14 protein-coding genes are annotated in these 15,146 nt (G+C 54.2%); 3 read left to right on the plus strand and 11 right to left on the minus strand.

Features of this window, described 5'->3' with window-relative positions:
- Nucleotides 1-47 precede the first annotated feature (47 nt).
- From NB063_RS09350 to NB063_RS09400, 11 genes are all read right to left on the minus strand, one after another.
- Nucleotides 48-521 carry a DUF669 domain-containing protein gene (locus tag NB063_RS09350; RefSeq protein ID WP_146439927.1) on the minus strand — a complete coding sequence of 158 codons (474 nt, stop codon included), beginning with the start codon at nt 519-521 and terminating at the stop codon, nt 48-50.
- Nucleotides 522-576: 55 nt separating this feature from the next.
- A complete protein-coding gene (locus NB063_RS09355) occupies nt 577-1,335 on the minus strand; it encodes an ATP-binding protein (protein WP_145294977.1) in 759 nt (252 codons plus the stop codon).
- Nucleotides 1,336-1,377: 42 nt separating this feature from the next.
- Nucleotides 1,378-1,611: a hypothetical protein gene (locus tag NB063_RS09360; protein ID WP_145294974.1), complete on the minus strand. Its 234-nt coding sequence runs from the start codon at nt 1,609-1,611 to the stop codon at nt 1,378-1,380.
- Nucleotides 1,612-1,706: 95 nt separating this feature from the next.
- The gene (locus NB063_RS09365; protein ID WP_250928464.1) at nt 1,707-2,321 is read right to left on the minus strand and encodes a sigma-70 family RNA polymerase sigma factor; all 615 of its coding nucleotides are present in this window, start codon (nt 2,319-2,321) and stop codon (nt 1,707-1,709) included.
- 192 nt (nt 2,322-2,513) lie between these two features.
- A complete protein-coding gene (locus tag NB063_RS09370) occupies nt 2,514-3,218 on the minus strand; it encodes a GNAT family N-acetyltransferase (protein ID WP_250928465.1) in 705 nt (234 codons plus the stop codon).
- Nucleotides 3,219-3,292: 74 nt separating this feature from the next.
- Nucleotides 3,293-4,444, minus strand: a complete 1,152-nt coding sequence (locus NB063_RS09375) for a hypothetical protein (protein WP_250928466.1) — start codon at nt 4,442-4,444, stop codon at nt 3,293-3,295.
- Nucleotides 4,410-5,609 (minus strand): hypothetical protein, encoded by a 1,200-nt coding sequence (locus NB063_RS09380; protein ID WP_146439931.1) that lies wholly within the window; start codon nt 5,607-5,609, stop codon nt 4,410-4,412. Before NB063_RS09380 ends, NB063_RS09375 begins: the two co-directional genes overlap by 35 nt.
- 102 nt (nt 5,610-5,711) lie before the next feature.
- On the minus strand, nt 5,712-6,443 hold the full coding sequence (locus tag NB063_RS09385) for an ImmA/IrrE family metallo-endopeptidase (RefSeq protein WP_197203827.1): 732 nt from the start codon (nt 6,441-6,443) through the stop codon (nt 5,712-5,714).
- A 2-nt stretch (nt 6,444-6,445) separates the two neighbouring features.
- Entirely contained in the window at nt 6,446-6,811 is a 366-nt protein-coding gene (locus NB063_RS09390; protein WP_250928467.1) for a helix-turn-helix domain-containing protein, read from the minus strand.
- Between the two features lie 496 nt (nt 6,812-7,307).
- Complete coding sequence (locus NB063_RS09395; RefSeq protein ID WP_250928468.1) at nt 7,308-9,317, minus strand: acyl-CoA dehydrogenase family protein; 2,010 nt, start codon at nt 9,315-9,317, stop codon at nt 7,308-7,310.
- A complete protein-coding gene (locus tag NB063_RS09400; protein ID WP_250928469.1) occupies nt 9,314-12,394 on the minus strand; it encodes a type I restriction endonuclease subunit R in 3,081 nt (1,026 codons plus the stop codon). The genes NB063_RS09395 and NB063_RS09400 overlap by 4 nt, the downstream gene beginning before the upstream one ends.
- Nucleotides 12,395-12,582: 188 nt before the next feature.
- Between NB063_RS09400 and NB063_RS09405 the strand changes: the two genes are divergently transcribed.
- The 3 genes from NB063_RS09405 to NB063_RS09415 all read left to right on the plus strand — a co-directional run bounded on the left by NB063_RS09405 (nt 12,583) and on the right by NB063_RS09415 (nt 15,133).
- A complete protein-coding gene (locus tag NB063_RS09405) occupies nt 12,583-13,371 on the plus strand; it encodes a TIGR04255 family protein (RefSeq protein ID WP_250928470.1) in 789 nt (262 codons plus the stop codon).
- A gap of 128 nt (nt 13,372-13,499) precedes the next feature.
- Nucleotides 13,500-14,222 (plus strand): helix-turn-helix domain-containing protein, encoded by a 723-nt coding sequence (locus NB063_RS09410; RefSeq protein WP_250928471.1) that lies wholly within the window; start codon nt 13,500-13,502, stop codon nt 14,220-14,222.
- Between the two features lie 161 nt (nt 14,223-14,383).
- Nucleotides 14,384-15,133, plus strand: a complete 750-nt coding sequence (locus NB063_RS09415) for a hypothetical protein (RefSeq protein ID WP_250928472.1) — start codon at nt 14,384-14,386, stop codon at nt 15,131-15,133.
- Nucleotides 15,134-15,146 lie beyond the last annotated feature (13 nt).

Here is a 15,146-nt window from a genome sequence, read left to right on the forward strand (position 1 = left end):
ACAATCCATTGCTGACTGGGTGCCGTTCCTTGGAAGCTGTCGGGCGGTTAACGCTTCCAAGGCGGGGACGCGGACTGGTCGTCCGAACCGCTGACTTGCGAGGCGGCGATCGGTTGAGCCACAGCGTCCTTCTTCGAGTAGCCCTTCACTTCGTTTTGCAACTCGCCGGTGTCGTTGCGGCGTTTCACTCGCACATGAATCACGCATGGCAAGTTATGTAAGTCCGCCGAGTCGGTTGGCACCAAGACGCCAACCGACCGGCAGATCGCAGACAACTCCCGCCGGGCGATTTCCACCGCGGTCGCGTTGGGGTTGTCGAGGTTGAGTCGCACCCAGAGAAGACGGTTTGCGTACTCGCCCTCCACGATCTGAAACGTCAACTGCAGATAGTTTCCAGAGCCGGATTTGGTGGGCTTCATTTCGCTATCGGTGATGACAGCGACATACTTGCCAGCGGGGATCGGTTCGAGATCGTCGGCTGGTTCGACGGTGTTGGCATCAAAGCCGTTGAGATTTGCCATGGTAAGTCTGTGGTCCTTCGTTTGGAGTCTGTAGAAAGAGAATTGGTTGAGTCGTTTAGTTGGCCGACATCGCTGCCACGAACGCCGCCCACGAGAGCGGCAATTCTTCAGCGATGCCGTAACGATTCTTGGCAACGCAACTGGGCGATCCGTAAGCACGCACGACGCGTTCGCCACCGTCTTTGCCGATCGCGTGAGCGATGGTGCGTTTGCGGTTGAAACCTCCGTCTTCGCTCTGCGTGCGCATCTTTCGCGTCGCGAACAGCACGGCGTCGCACCACTCTTTCACCAGGGCAGCGGCGTGCTTGTGCAGTCGCGGCGAATAGCGGTCGTAGGGTGAGGACTCGGGATCCTCGAACCGTTCGACCTTGGAATGGGCGATCAAGACCGTCACCATGCCGCGCGAACGCAGCACATTGAGCAGGTCGAGTACTTCACGCCACAGAGAGAGGGCGTGCATGTAACCGCGGGCATACCCGCCGTCGACCTTCTCAATCGACTCGACGGCATACTGCTGACAGAGTTTGTCCCAGACGAGACGCTCCAGCCAATCGAGCGAGTCGATCACGACGGATTCGTAATCGTGCTTCTCATTGACGAGCGTTTTCAGGGCGGCAATGACGTCATCGAACTTCGTCGCCAGCGGAAAGCGATCGCATTCGATTTCGTCGAGACCGTCTTCCGTTTGAATGAAGATCGGTTTTGGGGCTTCGCTGCCAAACGTTGACTTGCCGATGCCTTCGACACCGTAAAGCAAGACACGAGGCGGCTTCGATTGCCGGCCAGATTGAATGGTTGTGAGTAAGTTGGTCATGGGTTGGATAGTTCCTTCGTTGAATGGTTGGGATGGCTGGAATTACAGAGTCGGGATCGCTTCGATGTCGAAATTGCCATCGCGATCGCTGGTCACGAGGTAGTGCTTGAAATCAATTTGGGCGACGAACCGTTGGTTGGTTCCCAGTTGCTTGCGGAGCGACTTGCACGCTCCGGTGAAATCTCGTGACGCTTCGTTGAAGCGGTCGGCCGATCGCAAGTAACGGCCGACCGCCAATGAAAGTGCTACGCGGCGTTCAATGTCCAAATCACTCATTCGCTAACCTGGTGGATGGGAGGTTTGATGTTCCGACGACCCGTTGGCCGCCCCTGGTTACCTATGCCGTGAATTGGTCGCCCTGTACGCCAATCTCAGAAATTGGCCACGCCATACTTCTTCAAGTGCTTGGCGATCTCGGCACGCACCGCGTTGAACCGCCGACGCGGCAGGCCATACTTTTTCATCGTGCTGCTCATCGAATGACAACGCAGGTACTCGCACACCCGCCGCAATTCCGCGGGCATCGTCTGCATCGCGACCTCCAAAGCGTCCGCTTCGTCGATCGCCTCGAATGGATCGCTGTAAGACGACTGGCTTCGTCGGACCTGGTCCTCGTCACAGATTTCGCCACCCAGAGTCGCGAACGTTTCATCCACCGTGTCGACGGGCGTCTCAAACGATTGCATTTGCACGCCATCTTCGATCGGATGCCGTTTGTGGCGTTTCCTCGATCGCAACAGTTCTCGCACGCCCGAGTTGATGACTCGGTTGATGAACGTGTTCACCTTCGATCGCGACGGGTCGAAACAGTCAGCTTTTTGGATCAAGTACATCAGCAACTCTTGAGCGATGTCTTCGGCGTCACAGTCGCTGAATTCCGGTCGCCGATGGAGTTGCTCGGCTTTGATCCGCGCCGTCTTCATGGCGAAATCGTTAAGAATCTCTTCGCCGAGCCGTTTGCCTTCCGCTTGAGTATTCGCACTCATGGTTGTCTCCGGCTGGAGGCATCCCGTGATGCGAGCGATTCGCACAGACCGCAAAGAAGCTGCGTCGCGACAAGCCATGTCACGAAAAGAACGCAGGCGGCCGGCGAGGTTCGTTCGTCACGTCCTCACAGCGAAGACGTGCCGCGACTTCTCAAGTCGCCGAGCGACATTTGGAGTCGCTAAGAAAAGTTTTTAGACTCCGATACGGTTGTCGCCCTCTTGATCACGGTCCTTGTGCGGTGACTGTCGTGATACGGATCGCTGACGCTTATTAAGGTCGCGAAACGGACTGGGGTCGTCGTTCCACCAATGTTCCATGACAACTCTTCCGCCAGATGATTCAACCGCAGAAAACCCGACCGCTTGAAAAAACAGCAAGAGGCGAAGATTGGATTCCTCGACCGTGACTTTGATTCGCGTCCGACGCTCTCGGGTCAATCTCGATCGCAGCTCGGAAATCAATTGCTGCCCAAATGAATGCAATTGAACCTCTGGTTCGATAAAGATCCGTTCCAACTCGACATGCTGCTTGTGGAGTTGATAGACCATGGAACCGACAATCACGGGCTTGCGGCGGCCGACACGAGGCAACTCAATCACCATGGCGACTGTATTTCGTTGGCTCAGGCGACTTTTGTAGTCGTCTTTGCTCCACGGAGCACAGGTTGCCGCAACATCAATCGCCACAACATCTTTCAAATCTCGATGGATCATCCAACGCACGTGCCCGTCGATCGGCGTTTTTGATGGTGACGGCTTGGACCGCCGTGCGTTCATCGGTCGCGTCACCGGGAAATCAATGTGCAAGGCCGAAGCGATTCCTTGTACTTCCGCGGCCGATAGCCGGATTCCGCGTTCTTGCTTTAACGCTTGTTGGATTCGGTTTCTAAGAGTCATCGTTGTCCTAAGGCTTAAAGTGTTATTCGTTAGCTGTTGTGGTTTCTTTCGCAGCGAATTTGTTTCCAGATAGTTCAAACCAACCAGTCGATGTCGGCGGGCGGTGAATAGACTGGACAGACACCACGACTGAGGTGCGCTCGCAGATGATCGGCCAGCGGTTTTAATTCCGTGTCGAGTACATCAAGCGTTCGCTTGATGCCAACCGAAACCGATTGGCTCACTTTCTTGATGTCGCCAACTTCGCGAGGTTTGCCACCCTTGCCCAATACCGATGCAAAGTGCAGGGCCAACTGGTCCTGTTCGGATTGCAGCTTTTCCAGCCATCCCAAGTCATGGTTCGCTTTCGCTTCATCGATCTCGCCCATCAGCTCGTGGTACCGACCACGACACTCTTCCACCGCCGCTTCGTCCGTCAATTCGCCGGACGATCCAATCAGCTGTCGCTCGTCGATCCCGATGCGACTGGCCAACAACGTGACCGCCGGTACCGCTCGATGCGGCGTCGCCAACAGCCGAGCGATGTAGAGTGGTCCGACATTGTTCTCGAGGTAGGTCTCCTGCCCCTCGAACCGCACCACCCACATCTGGCCTTTGCGATAGAACGCATTTCCCAGCGGCACACTCGACAATGGCAAGACCTGTGCAAAACGCTCCGGTCGCGACTGGACCCGTTTCGAGCGAATAGCGAAAGCTTCAGTGATGCTCAGTCTTCCCGCGAAACCCTCGCCGGGAAGCTCATCGCCAATCAAAATCATTCGTGACGCACCACTCCGGTCTGCCAGACGCGATGCTGATCGGGTCGTCGTCAAAACAATCGGAAACGATTCACCACCAACTTGCACCTCGCCAATTCTCCACGCCACACCCGGTAACAGTGTTTCCGCCGGGCCGCCGTCCGGCATCGCCGAGGCAAACAATTCCGCGATCGCCCGACCGTCAATCGACCATTGCCGCAATCGCTCTTTCTCAACCAAGTCTGCGCCGTCGAAAGGGCACGCTTCGTAAAACTCAACCCCAGTTGGTCGCGGAACACGAACCACATCGTGGACATTGCATTGTCCGCAACTTGCATGCAGCGACATCGACGGCTCGGCCGGCACCAACACGCCGGATCGAACTAGGTCGTCGGGATCGCAACCGCCCAGTAATCGAAGCGTGTCGCAATCCACCAACGGTTCATCGCCTCGGTCAAGCAACCGAAACAGCGTCACAATCGCTCGCAAGGTCGATCCCCCACTGACGAAGGTACTTTTCAGCCAACAAGCGATCTCGCGTCGCCAACGATTTGATGGTGCTACGGTTGGGCCGCGTGATTGAGAGGTTGAACTCGTGACCGTTTTCCATCAGGAATCGCAGGTCGACGCGCTCGAGATGCATGATCGACCGCGGCAAGTTGTCTTGCCGGATGTATCGTTCGATCATGCGTTGAAAACTCGATGGTCCGAAGTCGACGTTCGGATTGAAGTGCAACTTTTCTTTTGAGCCGAGAATCAACACACGAGCCGCCGCGATCACGACCGAGCGAACAGCGTCCTCGGGATCAGTCGGAAACCGAAACTTCGGATCCAACAGGATCCCCAGCGAGAATGGCTCGGCGTTGGGATCTTCCGGCGGCAATTCGATCCCCAGGAACTCGCGAGCAAAGATCTTTTGCAGCGGACCGATTGTCGGTTTTCCACCGAGCGCGTACACGTCGAGAACGTGATTCGCTTCGTCGTAGGCAAATACGTTTTCAAACACATGCGTTTCACAAACCCGCTTGAACGCGTTGCCGCCGTCGATCAGCTTCATGAACGTTTTGCGATAGTCGTCCAGGCTCGCGAAGACATAGTGCAGGTTCTCGCAGCGCAGCAAGTACTCGGCCACGCATTGCCGGCCGCGACCCTGATGAGCCGAATAGAACGCTGACAAGGCACCAGAGAACGACTTCATGTGCTGGGGCGAGGTTCGAGGTTTCGCCGACGGAAGGTTGATTCGCCGCTGGGACGATCGCCCGCCAATCACGCGGTCGGCTGCCGCGAAGCGCGCGGCCACTTGCCAGACCTCCGGCTTCGACAGATAGGTCAGCATCGCGACGTCGTACCGGCTATCGAACCGTTCTAGTTCCGCAAGGAAATCGTCTTCGCCAATTTGGATGGCTTGTTGAAAGATCGAACGTTGTCCCGACTCCGTGGCCATCGAATGCAAGTCACGCAGTAGCAATTCGATCTTCTGTCTCGTCGGCTCCTCCAGCGACTGATACGCCTGAAAGATCGGTTCCACGTCCGTTTCGATCGCCTCGGACCAATTCACGTCGATCGGAATCTTCAGCCCGCCAAACATTTCCTCCAGCAAACCGTTGGAAGTCTGCCGCAGGACGTTCCGCGGATTAAATCCAGCTAATGACATCGTCTTTCCCCCTCTCGGAAACATACCGTACACTACACACTAAACAATGAATCAAAAACGAATGCCTCCGATTAGGAGGCATGAACAAACCCTCAAAGCTGCCTACTCAGCGAACAAACCCAGATACTCCAATTGAATCCGCATCGCCTCGTCCGACACCGCGAATTGATCCGCCAGCGATTCACAGAACACCTCACGCATCAAACGGATCGGATCCGGCTGGACCTCGATCCCATCGGCGTCGATCAAGAAACGAATCGGCTCGATCGTCGGCACGAGTTCTCGAAGCCGACAGTCGCAAATCGGATCATCGCTGCCGGTTAGCATTCGCCACGCCGGCCTGAGCAACCATTCGGGCATCAGTAAACAACCAGCGAACTCATCGGCTTGTCGTTCGATCAAGGGACGAGCGTGATCCTTGCGACAAATCACGTCCGGCATTTCCTCGTCACCGTACAAGACCGCATGTCCGGCTTCGTCCAGGAACAAAAACCGGTGTAACTGCCAGTGTGCGATTTCATGGCCGAGCGTGAAGTGATAGCGACCGAGAAGATCGGGAAAGCGATCTGGATTCAGCGCGTCGTCGATCAGGATGTGCTGTCGCGAGAACCAGATCGCACCATGAACGCGACCACCAAGTTGGCTCTGGAGATCCGAGAAGCCAAAAGTCAGCGGCAACACCGAGGTCGCGACATCCTCAATTTCGATGGGAGGTTTCACGATCGGCCCGAATCGCTTCGCGTACTCCTCCAGCACAGTGTCGGCCTCGGCAGCGATTTGGCGGGACGACAGCGGCGGCACTTCGATTCCCTGTGCGAACAAATCAACGACCATCGTCACTTCCCCCGCTTTTTCATTTTACGAATCTGTTCTTTGATGATTTCAAATTGTTTCGGTGAAAGCCCAGTCGCCAACCGCATCAGCTCGGGCATGTCTTTTGGGTGTTGGCGGACCATGACATCCACGTCATCCGGCACGCGATCGGCCAGCCGAATCCATTCGTCGGAATCTTCGCCCAACAACTCAGCGATCTTCGTGACACGATCTGCCGTTGGCGGTGCAAAGTGATCCTGCTCGACCTGTGACAAATACGTTGCCGACACGCCGATCATCTCTGCGAATTTGCGCAGCGTGATCTTCTTCGCCGTTCGTTTCTGGCGCAGCACCGCGCCAAACGACTTCGCACCACGAGCCTTTTTCATCGCGCAGGCCTCCCCGCCGAATCGTCGCCCGAATTCCACTGCATCCAAAGCATGGCAATCTCCATCAACCACTTACTCCTCCGGAAACCCGCGAAAACACGAGCCCCCGACCCTCGGTGTATAGTGTGCACTAAACAATGCAATCATAATATGCCGTGTCCCAAAACCCAGACAATCCCCCAATTCAGAATTTTGCTAGCAAACCCGCCAGCCCGGATCATTGAACTCATCGCTCGTGACACGTTTGGTCACGTGGGGAGCAAGAAAGCGAGAATTCTAGATCGGATTCACAGCAACCGACTGAATCCGTTTAGGGATTCCTCAACTGATCCACAATCAACATTTGTCCCCAAATGCTGTCTCACAGCCAAGCGAAGTCGTACGGCTGTTCGTGTTTCCGATTTAGAAATCAGAGATTCGGAAGCCACAGCGAGACCGCTTGGTACGGGAAGAATGTTATCGAGACAACGTCATTAGAGCAGCCCAGTCCAATAAGTTACTCAACACTTGCAGGCTGCTGTTCGTCTTTTGTGCTGCTGGCCTTGGTGTCTCTAACACCGTATACCGCCATCTTCCAAAGATCGGATCCGTACTTCTCACTTACGACCGTCATTCGCATAACGTCCGTAGTGCCGTCAGCGATTCGCAATCCCATCAGATCTCGAACTCGATCACCGAGATCAGTTTCTCGACTGTATCCCATCGCTCCGTGGGCACGCATAGCTGCATCACACGCTGACAATGCGATTTCGACGCCTTCAGCTTTCAGGCCGTTTACCAACGGCGTTGCACCGTCGTAGTCGCCATTGTCGATCATTTGGGCCGCCTCCCGTGCTAGCGACATCGCCATTCGCAACTTTGTTAGGTACTCACCGAGTGGTTGCTGCAGGTGCGTGAAGCGGCCTATCGGTGCGCCAAATGCATCTCGTGTTTCGATTCGCTCGGCCATCTGATCCAGAGCTGCTTCGCCGCATCCGATCGCCGCGGCGGCCTGCATCAGTCGCCAGTATTGAAAATGTTCGTTGAAAATTTCACCTCCATCACCATCTTCGCCCAGCAGGTGGTCTCGGCTGACGAACATGTCGTTGAATTCAAGACCACCAAACGAATTGCCGGTCAGCCCATGGGCGTAGCGGTCAACCACTTTTAAACCGGGATGATCGATGGGGATGAGAAACGCCGAACGTTCTCCGTCATTGCGGTCGGCCGCCAGTGTGTAGAGCACAACGTGAGTCGCTTGACGCAACCGTGCGTTCCAAAGCTTGCGTCCGGTCAATTTGAAGCCAGCCTCGTAACGAACAGCGTTACTTTTCATGGCCTTCATATCTGTTCCCGCGGTTGGCTCCGTAATCGCCACCGCCACGTAGGCCTCCCCAGCCGCAAGCTTCCGCAACACATCCTGAGATAGTGCTGTGCTTGATTTTGTCAGAGGCCGGCCATGTGCGCCTCCGATGACATCACGCAAGTTCAGATTGATTCTCCCAGCATGGCGAAACAATTCGATTGCTTCGGAAGCCGAGTAACCACCGCCTCCAACTTCCACCGGTAGGTCAACACCTGGCAATCCGAACTCGGCTCCCCCACGTCGCCAAGCTATCGGCGAGGTCAATTCGCCTGACGATCGCAACTGATCAGCCAGCAAGTCAATCTTGGCTTTGATGGCCTCGACCCTCGAAGCGTCGTCAGGCGATTCATCGGCGTCGTCCGCCAAGAATCGAACGGTGAATATCGTATTTAGTTCGTAGGTTTGGTTGGACTTATCCAGCCCGTCGGGGACGACAAAGAACACTCGCTGTTTCGTCGCGGTCGGGACGCCACCATACTCGACCAAGAAGAATCGCTGTTTCAACGGGCTCGCAGGATTGAGAAATGACAACTTGCCTTCATTGTTCTCTTTTAGCAACACAAAATGCCTGCCTCGTACGGTTCCGTCCGCTGTCGTCACCGTGTAAGCCAAAACCTTCATCTCCCCATGCTTTACCGAAAGGTCCGGCCCTTCAGTTTCCGACCACTTCGGCTCCAGTGCGGAATGCGGACTGTTGGGCGCAGATAAGACCGAGATTGCAGTCGGCATCTCTTGAAAGTCATCGCAAAGATAAGCCATCAGGTTGACGAACCGATCGTTGCTGATTCGACCTAGCAACAACTCTGGTTTGTCTCGAAACACCCGCAACGCCGTCCGATGCGGGTGCGGATCGACCGCCAGCCCCGCCATCACCCGAAGTCCCTGTGACGCAATCAACGCGGCCGAAATTGGACATGCCCCACCACCCTTGCAGTCGATTAACTGGTCCAAGTCGCCCTGCGCAACAAGGATCGGCGATTCGTCCGAATGATCTTGTTGAACACGATTCAGGGCATCGTTTGGAGTCGTCCTGACATCGTCAGGCGTGGCGACTCCAGGCCGGCTTACAAAAACTATGCAAAACAAAAAAACGTGCAAACGTCGCATGGAAATCCTGGTGGAGTTGAAGTTGACAACCTTGTAAACGGCTGTGGCGATCATTTCTGTTTCAAGTTCTTGTAGACCTTAGCCAGGAGGTGTTCCAAAGCAATCTTTCGGAATTCGTCATCGCTCATCAAGCGATCGAAGATCTCTTCGTTGCCTTCCATTCGGTCGATGACCAATCCCTCAAACGACTTTTCAAAGACACCTCGAAAGTCGTCTTTTGAATTGGCCGCCGCAGCCTTTTGAAGATCTTCGTTTTCGTTTGCTTCCTCTTCGATCTGATCAAAAAACAATTGGTCGGCCTGTGTGAAGTCCGTCCCGAACCGTTCGTTGAGCAGCGTGATCAGTTCCGAGAGACGGATTTGCTCGTCATCTCGCCCCGTTCCCACATCCGACGGTCCCTTCAACGGGCTGGCGTCGCCAGTCTCCAGGTCGATGCTGCCTTCGCTGATCTTTTGCAGGCGGTAGTACTGCAAGTCGATCTCGTTGCCCAAGTGGTAGGCAGGCCCGGTTTCACGCTTGGGAAGCTTCGTCAGCAAAAACCGAAGGTATGTCGCCAACTGCTCCAAATCGGAATCTTGGTACGGTAAAACCTGGGAAAGAAAGCCGTACATATTGCGGAAGTTAACTAAAAGGGCTTTCGTTTCTTCTTGTTCCTCTTCCGTTTTCGCGGTGAAGCGATCTTTGGCGATGTCGAGAATGCCACTCATTTGAGCTTGATCGTTCGGTGTTTCTTTTCGTTTTGGCTGGAAATAGATTTTGCAGAAAGCAATTACTTCGGACTCATCGAACAGAGCCGTTTCCTCAATCTGATGTTGCAGCCGGTAAAGATGCTGCGCGTCGGTGATCGGTTCAGTTGGCGTGTCCTCGTAGTACGGCTTGAACGCCGCATAGATCTCCTCGGGTTTATTGCGAAAATCTAAAACGAACGTGTCCTCTTTTCCGCTGCACGTTCGGTTTAGCCTCGACAGGGTTTGCACGGCACGTAATCCGCTCAGTTTGCGATCGACGTACATCGTATGCAGAAGGGGTTGATCGAAACCTGTTTGATACTTCTCAGCAACTAACAGAACTTGGTACTGTTCCGTATCAAACTTGCTTGGCAATTCTGATTCTTTGATTCCTTCATTCATGCCCACTTCTGTGTATGACTTGCCAGGCGCGTCTGGATCTTCCACCGTTCCCGAGAACGCAACTAACGTCCGGATGTCATCGTATCCCTTCGCCTTGATGTACCGGTCGAACGATTGCTTGTAGCGAACCGCATGCAACCGCGACTCAGTCACCACCATCGCTTTAGCCCGGCCGCCAATCTTATGCTTGACATGCGTGCGGAAGTGCTCCACCATCACTTCGGTCTTCATCGCCAGGTTGTAATCGTGCAGACTCAACGCCCGCGCCAAGGCCCGAGCGGCCTTCTTGCGTAGCACATTGGGGTCTTCTTCGGATGCCTGCACAATCCGAAAGTAAGTCTCGAACGTGGTATAGTTCTGAAGCACGTCCAAAATGAAGCGTTCTTCGATTGCTTGTCGCATCGTGTAGAGATGAAACGGCGATTGGCCCGTCTCGCCCGGCTCATCAAAAACGATTTTGGTCTTGTACTTCGGCGTCGCCGTAAACGCGAAGAAGCTCAAATTCGGCTGCTTACCTCGCTTCATCATCTCCCGAACCACGCCGGCAAGATGATCGGCATCGTCATCATCTTCGTCATCCAATCCGTGCTCGGCCGCATACTTCGCGGCATCCTCGGCAATTTGCTCCGCATTCAGAATGCCTTTCAATTCCATTGCAGATTCGCCGGATTGCGAACTGTGAGCTTCGTCGACGATGACAGCGAAACGGCGATCCTTCGTCGAAATATTTAATCCAGGCAGGCTTTCTTCGCGAAGTTTTTCCAGCGTCTCGCTCACGAAAGGAAACTTTTGCAGCGTCGTGATCACGATCGGCGTTCCACCAGCCAGCGCTTTCACGAGTTGCTTGGTATCTTCGTCGATCTTCTCGACCACCCCCTGTTTGTGATCGAATTGGTAGATCGTGTTCTGCAACTGTTGATCCAGCACTCGTCGATCCGTCACGACGATCACGCTATCGAAAACGCGACGGTCATTGGCATCGTGCAATGAAGACAGGCGATGGGCTAGCCAGGCGATCGAGTTGGACTTGCCGGACCCTGCGGAGTGTTGAACCAAATAGTTTTTACCTGGCCCGTTTTTTCGGGCACTATCGACCATTTTGCGGACGCAATCGAGCTGGTGATAACGAGGAAAGATCATCGTTTCTAAAGTGATGGTTTTGATGCCCGACGACGTCAGGATGCGCTTCTCGCTGACCTGCAAGTGCATGAAACGCCCGACGATGTCCAGCAAACTATCCCGCTGCCAAACCTCTCGCCAAAGATACGACGTGCGGTAGCCTCCGTCCTTAGCCTGCGGATTGCCCGCGTGGCTCTTGTTACCGAGGTTAAACGGCAGGAAGTATGTCTTCTTTCCGCTTAACCGCGTTGTCATAAAAACCGCGTCCTGATCAACCGCGAAGTGTACGAGTGAACGCTTCTTGAACGTGAAGATCAAATCGTTGGCGTCGCGATCTTCCTTGTACTGCTTCATCGCGTTCTGGACCGTTTGTCCGGAAAGCGGATTCTTCAGTTCCGCTGTCACTAACGGCAAACCATTGAGCAAAAGAACCAGATCGAGTGAGTTGCTGTTCGACGTGCTGTAGAAAAGTTGCCGAGTAACGCTCCAAGTATTCTCAGCATACGCCGCCAGAGTATCTGGATTCATGGCGTTACTCGGTGCAAAGATCGCGACGCGAAACTTCTTCCCGTAGCACTTGAAACCCTGCCGCAGAACCTTCAAGACACCCTTCGTGTCCAGTTCTTTGCATAGATGCTCGATCAGCAACCGCTCAGCGTCGTCCCCGTGAATCGTCTTCAGTCCGGCCCAAGGTTTCGGCTGCGTTGCAGTGATGAAACGGATCACCCGTGAGGGATCAATCGCCCTCGACCGATCGAACCGTTCTTTATCCGGTCCGGAGTTGTAATTGACGAACTCGAATCCGCCGCCACCCTGCTGCGTCGACTGGCAAAGCTCCGCGACGATCGCATCCTCGAATCGAGCCTCCGTGTGTTTCTTCATAGGAATTGAGTCTCAGTTGTGAAAGCGGAAAGCTGTGGCGATCGTGGCGAAATGCGGGGGTTGCAACGGCTGCGAAACCGAAAACTGGTCGTCTCCAGGGGAAAATTCCGAACCCTGGCCTGTTCGGTAGTGTAAAGTTTATTGTAAAGTCTTAAAACAATCCACGCAGCATAGGGAGAAAAAGCACAGTGAATCGCCACGATCCGATTGACGAACTAGCTCGCCCGCCGCTGGCGTTGGTAATCGGGCAAGTGCGTTTTTCGCCGGTCCGCAAGATGCCGGAGATGGTCGACGACCTTCAAGAAACGATGCGGCATGTCGGATTGGAGAGGTTTGACGAAGAGAAAGTCCAACAGGTCCATTTCGGCCCGAAGATCACAACTAGTGACGTAACTCGCTGGGTCTTTCGTAATCGAAACCGGACCGAGTCGGTTTTCTTGACCCAAGACTTCATCGTCTTGGCAACAAGCGAATACGCTCGATTTGAAGCATTTCAGGACCGGTTGGTCAGCCTTGTCGGCAAGCTCCAAGAAATTGCAAACCCTTCTTTTGCCGAACAGGTTGGAATTCGATATCTAAACCTGCTGCGTGAAATTGATGGAGTCACTCCCAACCAACTGGTTGCTGACGGCCTCCGCGGATTGTCGGGCGACGAACTGGAATGCAAAACAAGTCAAACGCAGACCATGACTCGCAGTCAAACCGACATCGGTGTTCTCACCATTCGATGTCTCGACATGGTTGGATCAGATTTCCTTCCACCCGATTTGCAAATTCAAGGCATGAAGTTTTCCAATACGCCAAACGAACAAGAGTCATATCGCTTGCTGGACATCGACAATACGACAAGCAGCGGCGATGGGATCGAATTCGACGACTTGAAAGAACTCCTGTGGAATCTCCATCGGTTCACGTCACGAGCTTTTAAGCAGTCCGTGACAGATTTTGCCCGTGAGTGTTGGAGAAAGCAACAATGAACACGGCTCTAAAACGTCGCAACTCCAAGGTCGTTTTTTCATTGATTGTTCCAGTTGTTTCCGCGACTGGCTCTGGAATCGTAGTGTGTGACGCTGAGCAGCAAGTTGAAGACCTCGATCTTGATTCCATGAGTTGGGACAGATTGGATTCAAGCGACTGGAGCGCTTTAGATCGACTACGACAAATTCACCATACGAATCAATTGTCGCGACGATTCAGCTACAACGACATCTATTTCACCGCTGGAACCGGGTCTAGCGAATCTGCTGATTTTGTTGTCGCTGAAGCCGAATCAACTCGTTGGCGAAGAGCCGTTGATCAGACGAAGGCGAGAATCGTCGAGAACTTGGATCGAGTTCGCGAACAATTGCGTCCACTTGAGGAATCGCACACCACATCGGTCACCGATGTCGCAGCGGCCGTCGCCGACATCCGGGCTTTGCTTTCGCTTAGCATCACAGAGCTTTCCGCAATCTTGGACGTCAAGCGCCCAACCATCTACTCTTGGCTTCGCGGCGATTCGCAACCTCATCCTCGGAACTTGGAACGCATTGCATTCCTTCACCAGATTTCCCAGCGATGGGATGAACTCAGCGGGAGACCACTCCGCCGTCATCTACGACATGCCTTTGACGAAAACGGAACGACCCTTTTCAGCTTGCTGAAAAGTGACGAGCTCGATTTCGATGAAATCGACAAGCACCTGCTAGCGCTCTCGAAACTGCCGTCGTCGCAAAAGCTGCCGTCGACGAAAGAGCTTTCGGCTAAGCATGGACTTTCGTCGGAAGCTCATCCGGATGCGGAACTCATCCGAGATATCGAGTCCGGTCGCCGGCTAACCAATGATTGACTCCACAGGACGGAGCGAGAGTGAAACTACTGGCGAGGTTCGGGCGATGGCTGCAACAAACATTTGATGACGGCTGCGCGGAACCGAGCGATCCGCCAACTTTCGATTCTCAAAAGATCGAGAACGCTGGCTGGCGACAGGGCTCAATTCTCTCTAAATCCATGGTCGATCACTTGGTTGCCAAGCGGTTGCTTCCTGATCAACCAAGTGAAGGCATTTGGTGCGTCTTAACGCAAGACTGCGACCTCGTGCATCACGATCTTTCGGGTGAACCGAAAGTCGAAGTCGTCCTCGCGCGACACGTCGACAAACCCAACAAGGGATACACGTGGAGTAAGAACGCCAGGGAACTGCATCTCCGAGATGAATCGCTTGGCCAATCGCTTGCATTTCATGCCCGTGATCGCGAAACAATCCCACGCTGGCAGCTTTGCAGTTTCCAGCCGAATGAAGTGCCTCTCAGTCGCGACAGCATCAAGCTGCTCGCACGCTGGGTCTCCCGGAAATACTATCGAGCCGCTTTTCCCGGCGCGTTCAACGACCGCATCGGAAGGAAGACTGACGACAAAATCAAAAAGCTCTTGCAAAAGAGCCCCGGCCATTTCCACGAAATCCACATCCAGATCACCGGAGACGAACTTCCCGCCGGCCAGGACTACAACGCGATCATCCTATGCATCGCAGCGGACGAAGCCTTGGAAAGCGATAAAGCTTACGAAGCAACGATCGAACTGGGGAAAAAATTCAGGGCGTTGCTGCAGGGATGTGATGGAATCAATGTCGTCGAATGCCAAGTGAAATCCAGAGACGAAGTCACGCTGGAAGACTTGGACTCGATGCAGCGATGGGATTTTGACAGTATCACAATTCGACAAACCGATACGATCGACGACACCCCCGCTGACCATTGACGGGATGCGTTGA

It is taken from the genome of Aporhodopirellula aestuarii, assembly GCF_023701485.1.
Classification (GTDB): Bacteria; Planctomycetota; Planctomycetia; order Pirellulales; family Pirellulaceae; genus Rhodopirellula; species Rhodopirellula aestuarii.

Bases quoted from the DNA above. Each gene is read 5' to 3' on its own strand.
- NB063_RS09350 (WP_146439927.1), bottom strand. From the start codon at position 521: ATGGCAAATCTCAACGGCTTTGATGCCAACACCGTCGAACCAGCCGAC.
- NB063_RS09355 (WP_145294977.1), bottom strand. From the start codon at position 1,335: ATGACCAACTTACTCACAACCATTCAATCTGGCCGGCAATCGAAGCCG.
- NB063_RS09360 (WP_145294974.1), bottom strand. From the start codon at position 1,611: ATGAGTGATTTGGACATTGAACGCCGCGTAGCACTTTCATTGGCGGTC.
- NB063_RS09365 (WP_250928464.1), bottom strand. From the start codon at position 2,321: ATGAGTGCGAATACTCAAGCGGAAGGCAAACGGCTCGGCGAAGAGATT.
- NB063_RS09370 (WP_250928465.1), bottom strand. From the start codon at position 3,218: ATGACTCTTAGAAACCGAATCCAACAAGCGTTAAAGCAAGAACGCGGA.
- NB063_RS09380 (WP_146439931.1), bottom strand. From the start codon at position 5,609: ATGTCATTAGCTGGATTTAATCCGCGGAACGTCCTGCGGCAGACTTCC.
- NB063_RS09385 (WP_197203827.1), bottom strand. From the start codon at position 6,443: ATGGTCGTTGATTTGTTCGCACAGGGAATCGAAGTGCCGCCGCTGTCG.
- NB063_RS09390 (WP_250928467.1), bottom strand. From the start codon at position 6,811: ATGAAAAAGGCTCGTGGTGCGAAGTCGTTTGGCGCGGTGCTGCGCCAG.
- NB063_RS09395 (WP_250928468.1), bottom strand. From the start codon at position 9,317: ATGATCGCCACAGCCGTTTACAAGGTTGTCAACTTCAACTCCACCAGG.
- NB063_RS09400 (WP_250928469.1), bottom strand. From the start codon at position 12,394: ATGAAGAAACACACGGAGGCTCGATTCGAGGATGCGATCGTCGCGGAG.
- NB063_RS09410 (WP_250928471.1), top strand. From the start codon at position 13,500: ATGAGTTGGGACAGATTGGATTCAAGCGACTGGAGCGCTTTAGATCGA.
- NB063_RS09415 (WP_250928472.1), top strand. From the start codon at position 14,384: ATGGTCGATCACTTGGTTGCCAAGCGGTTGCTTCCTGATCAACCAAGT.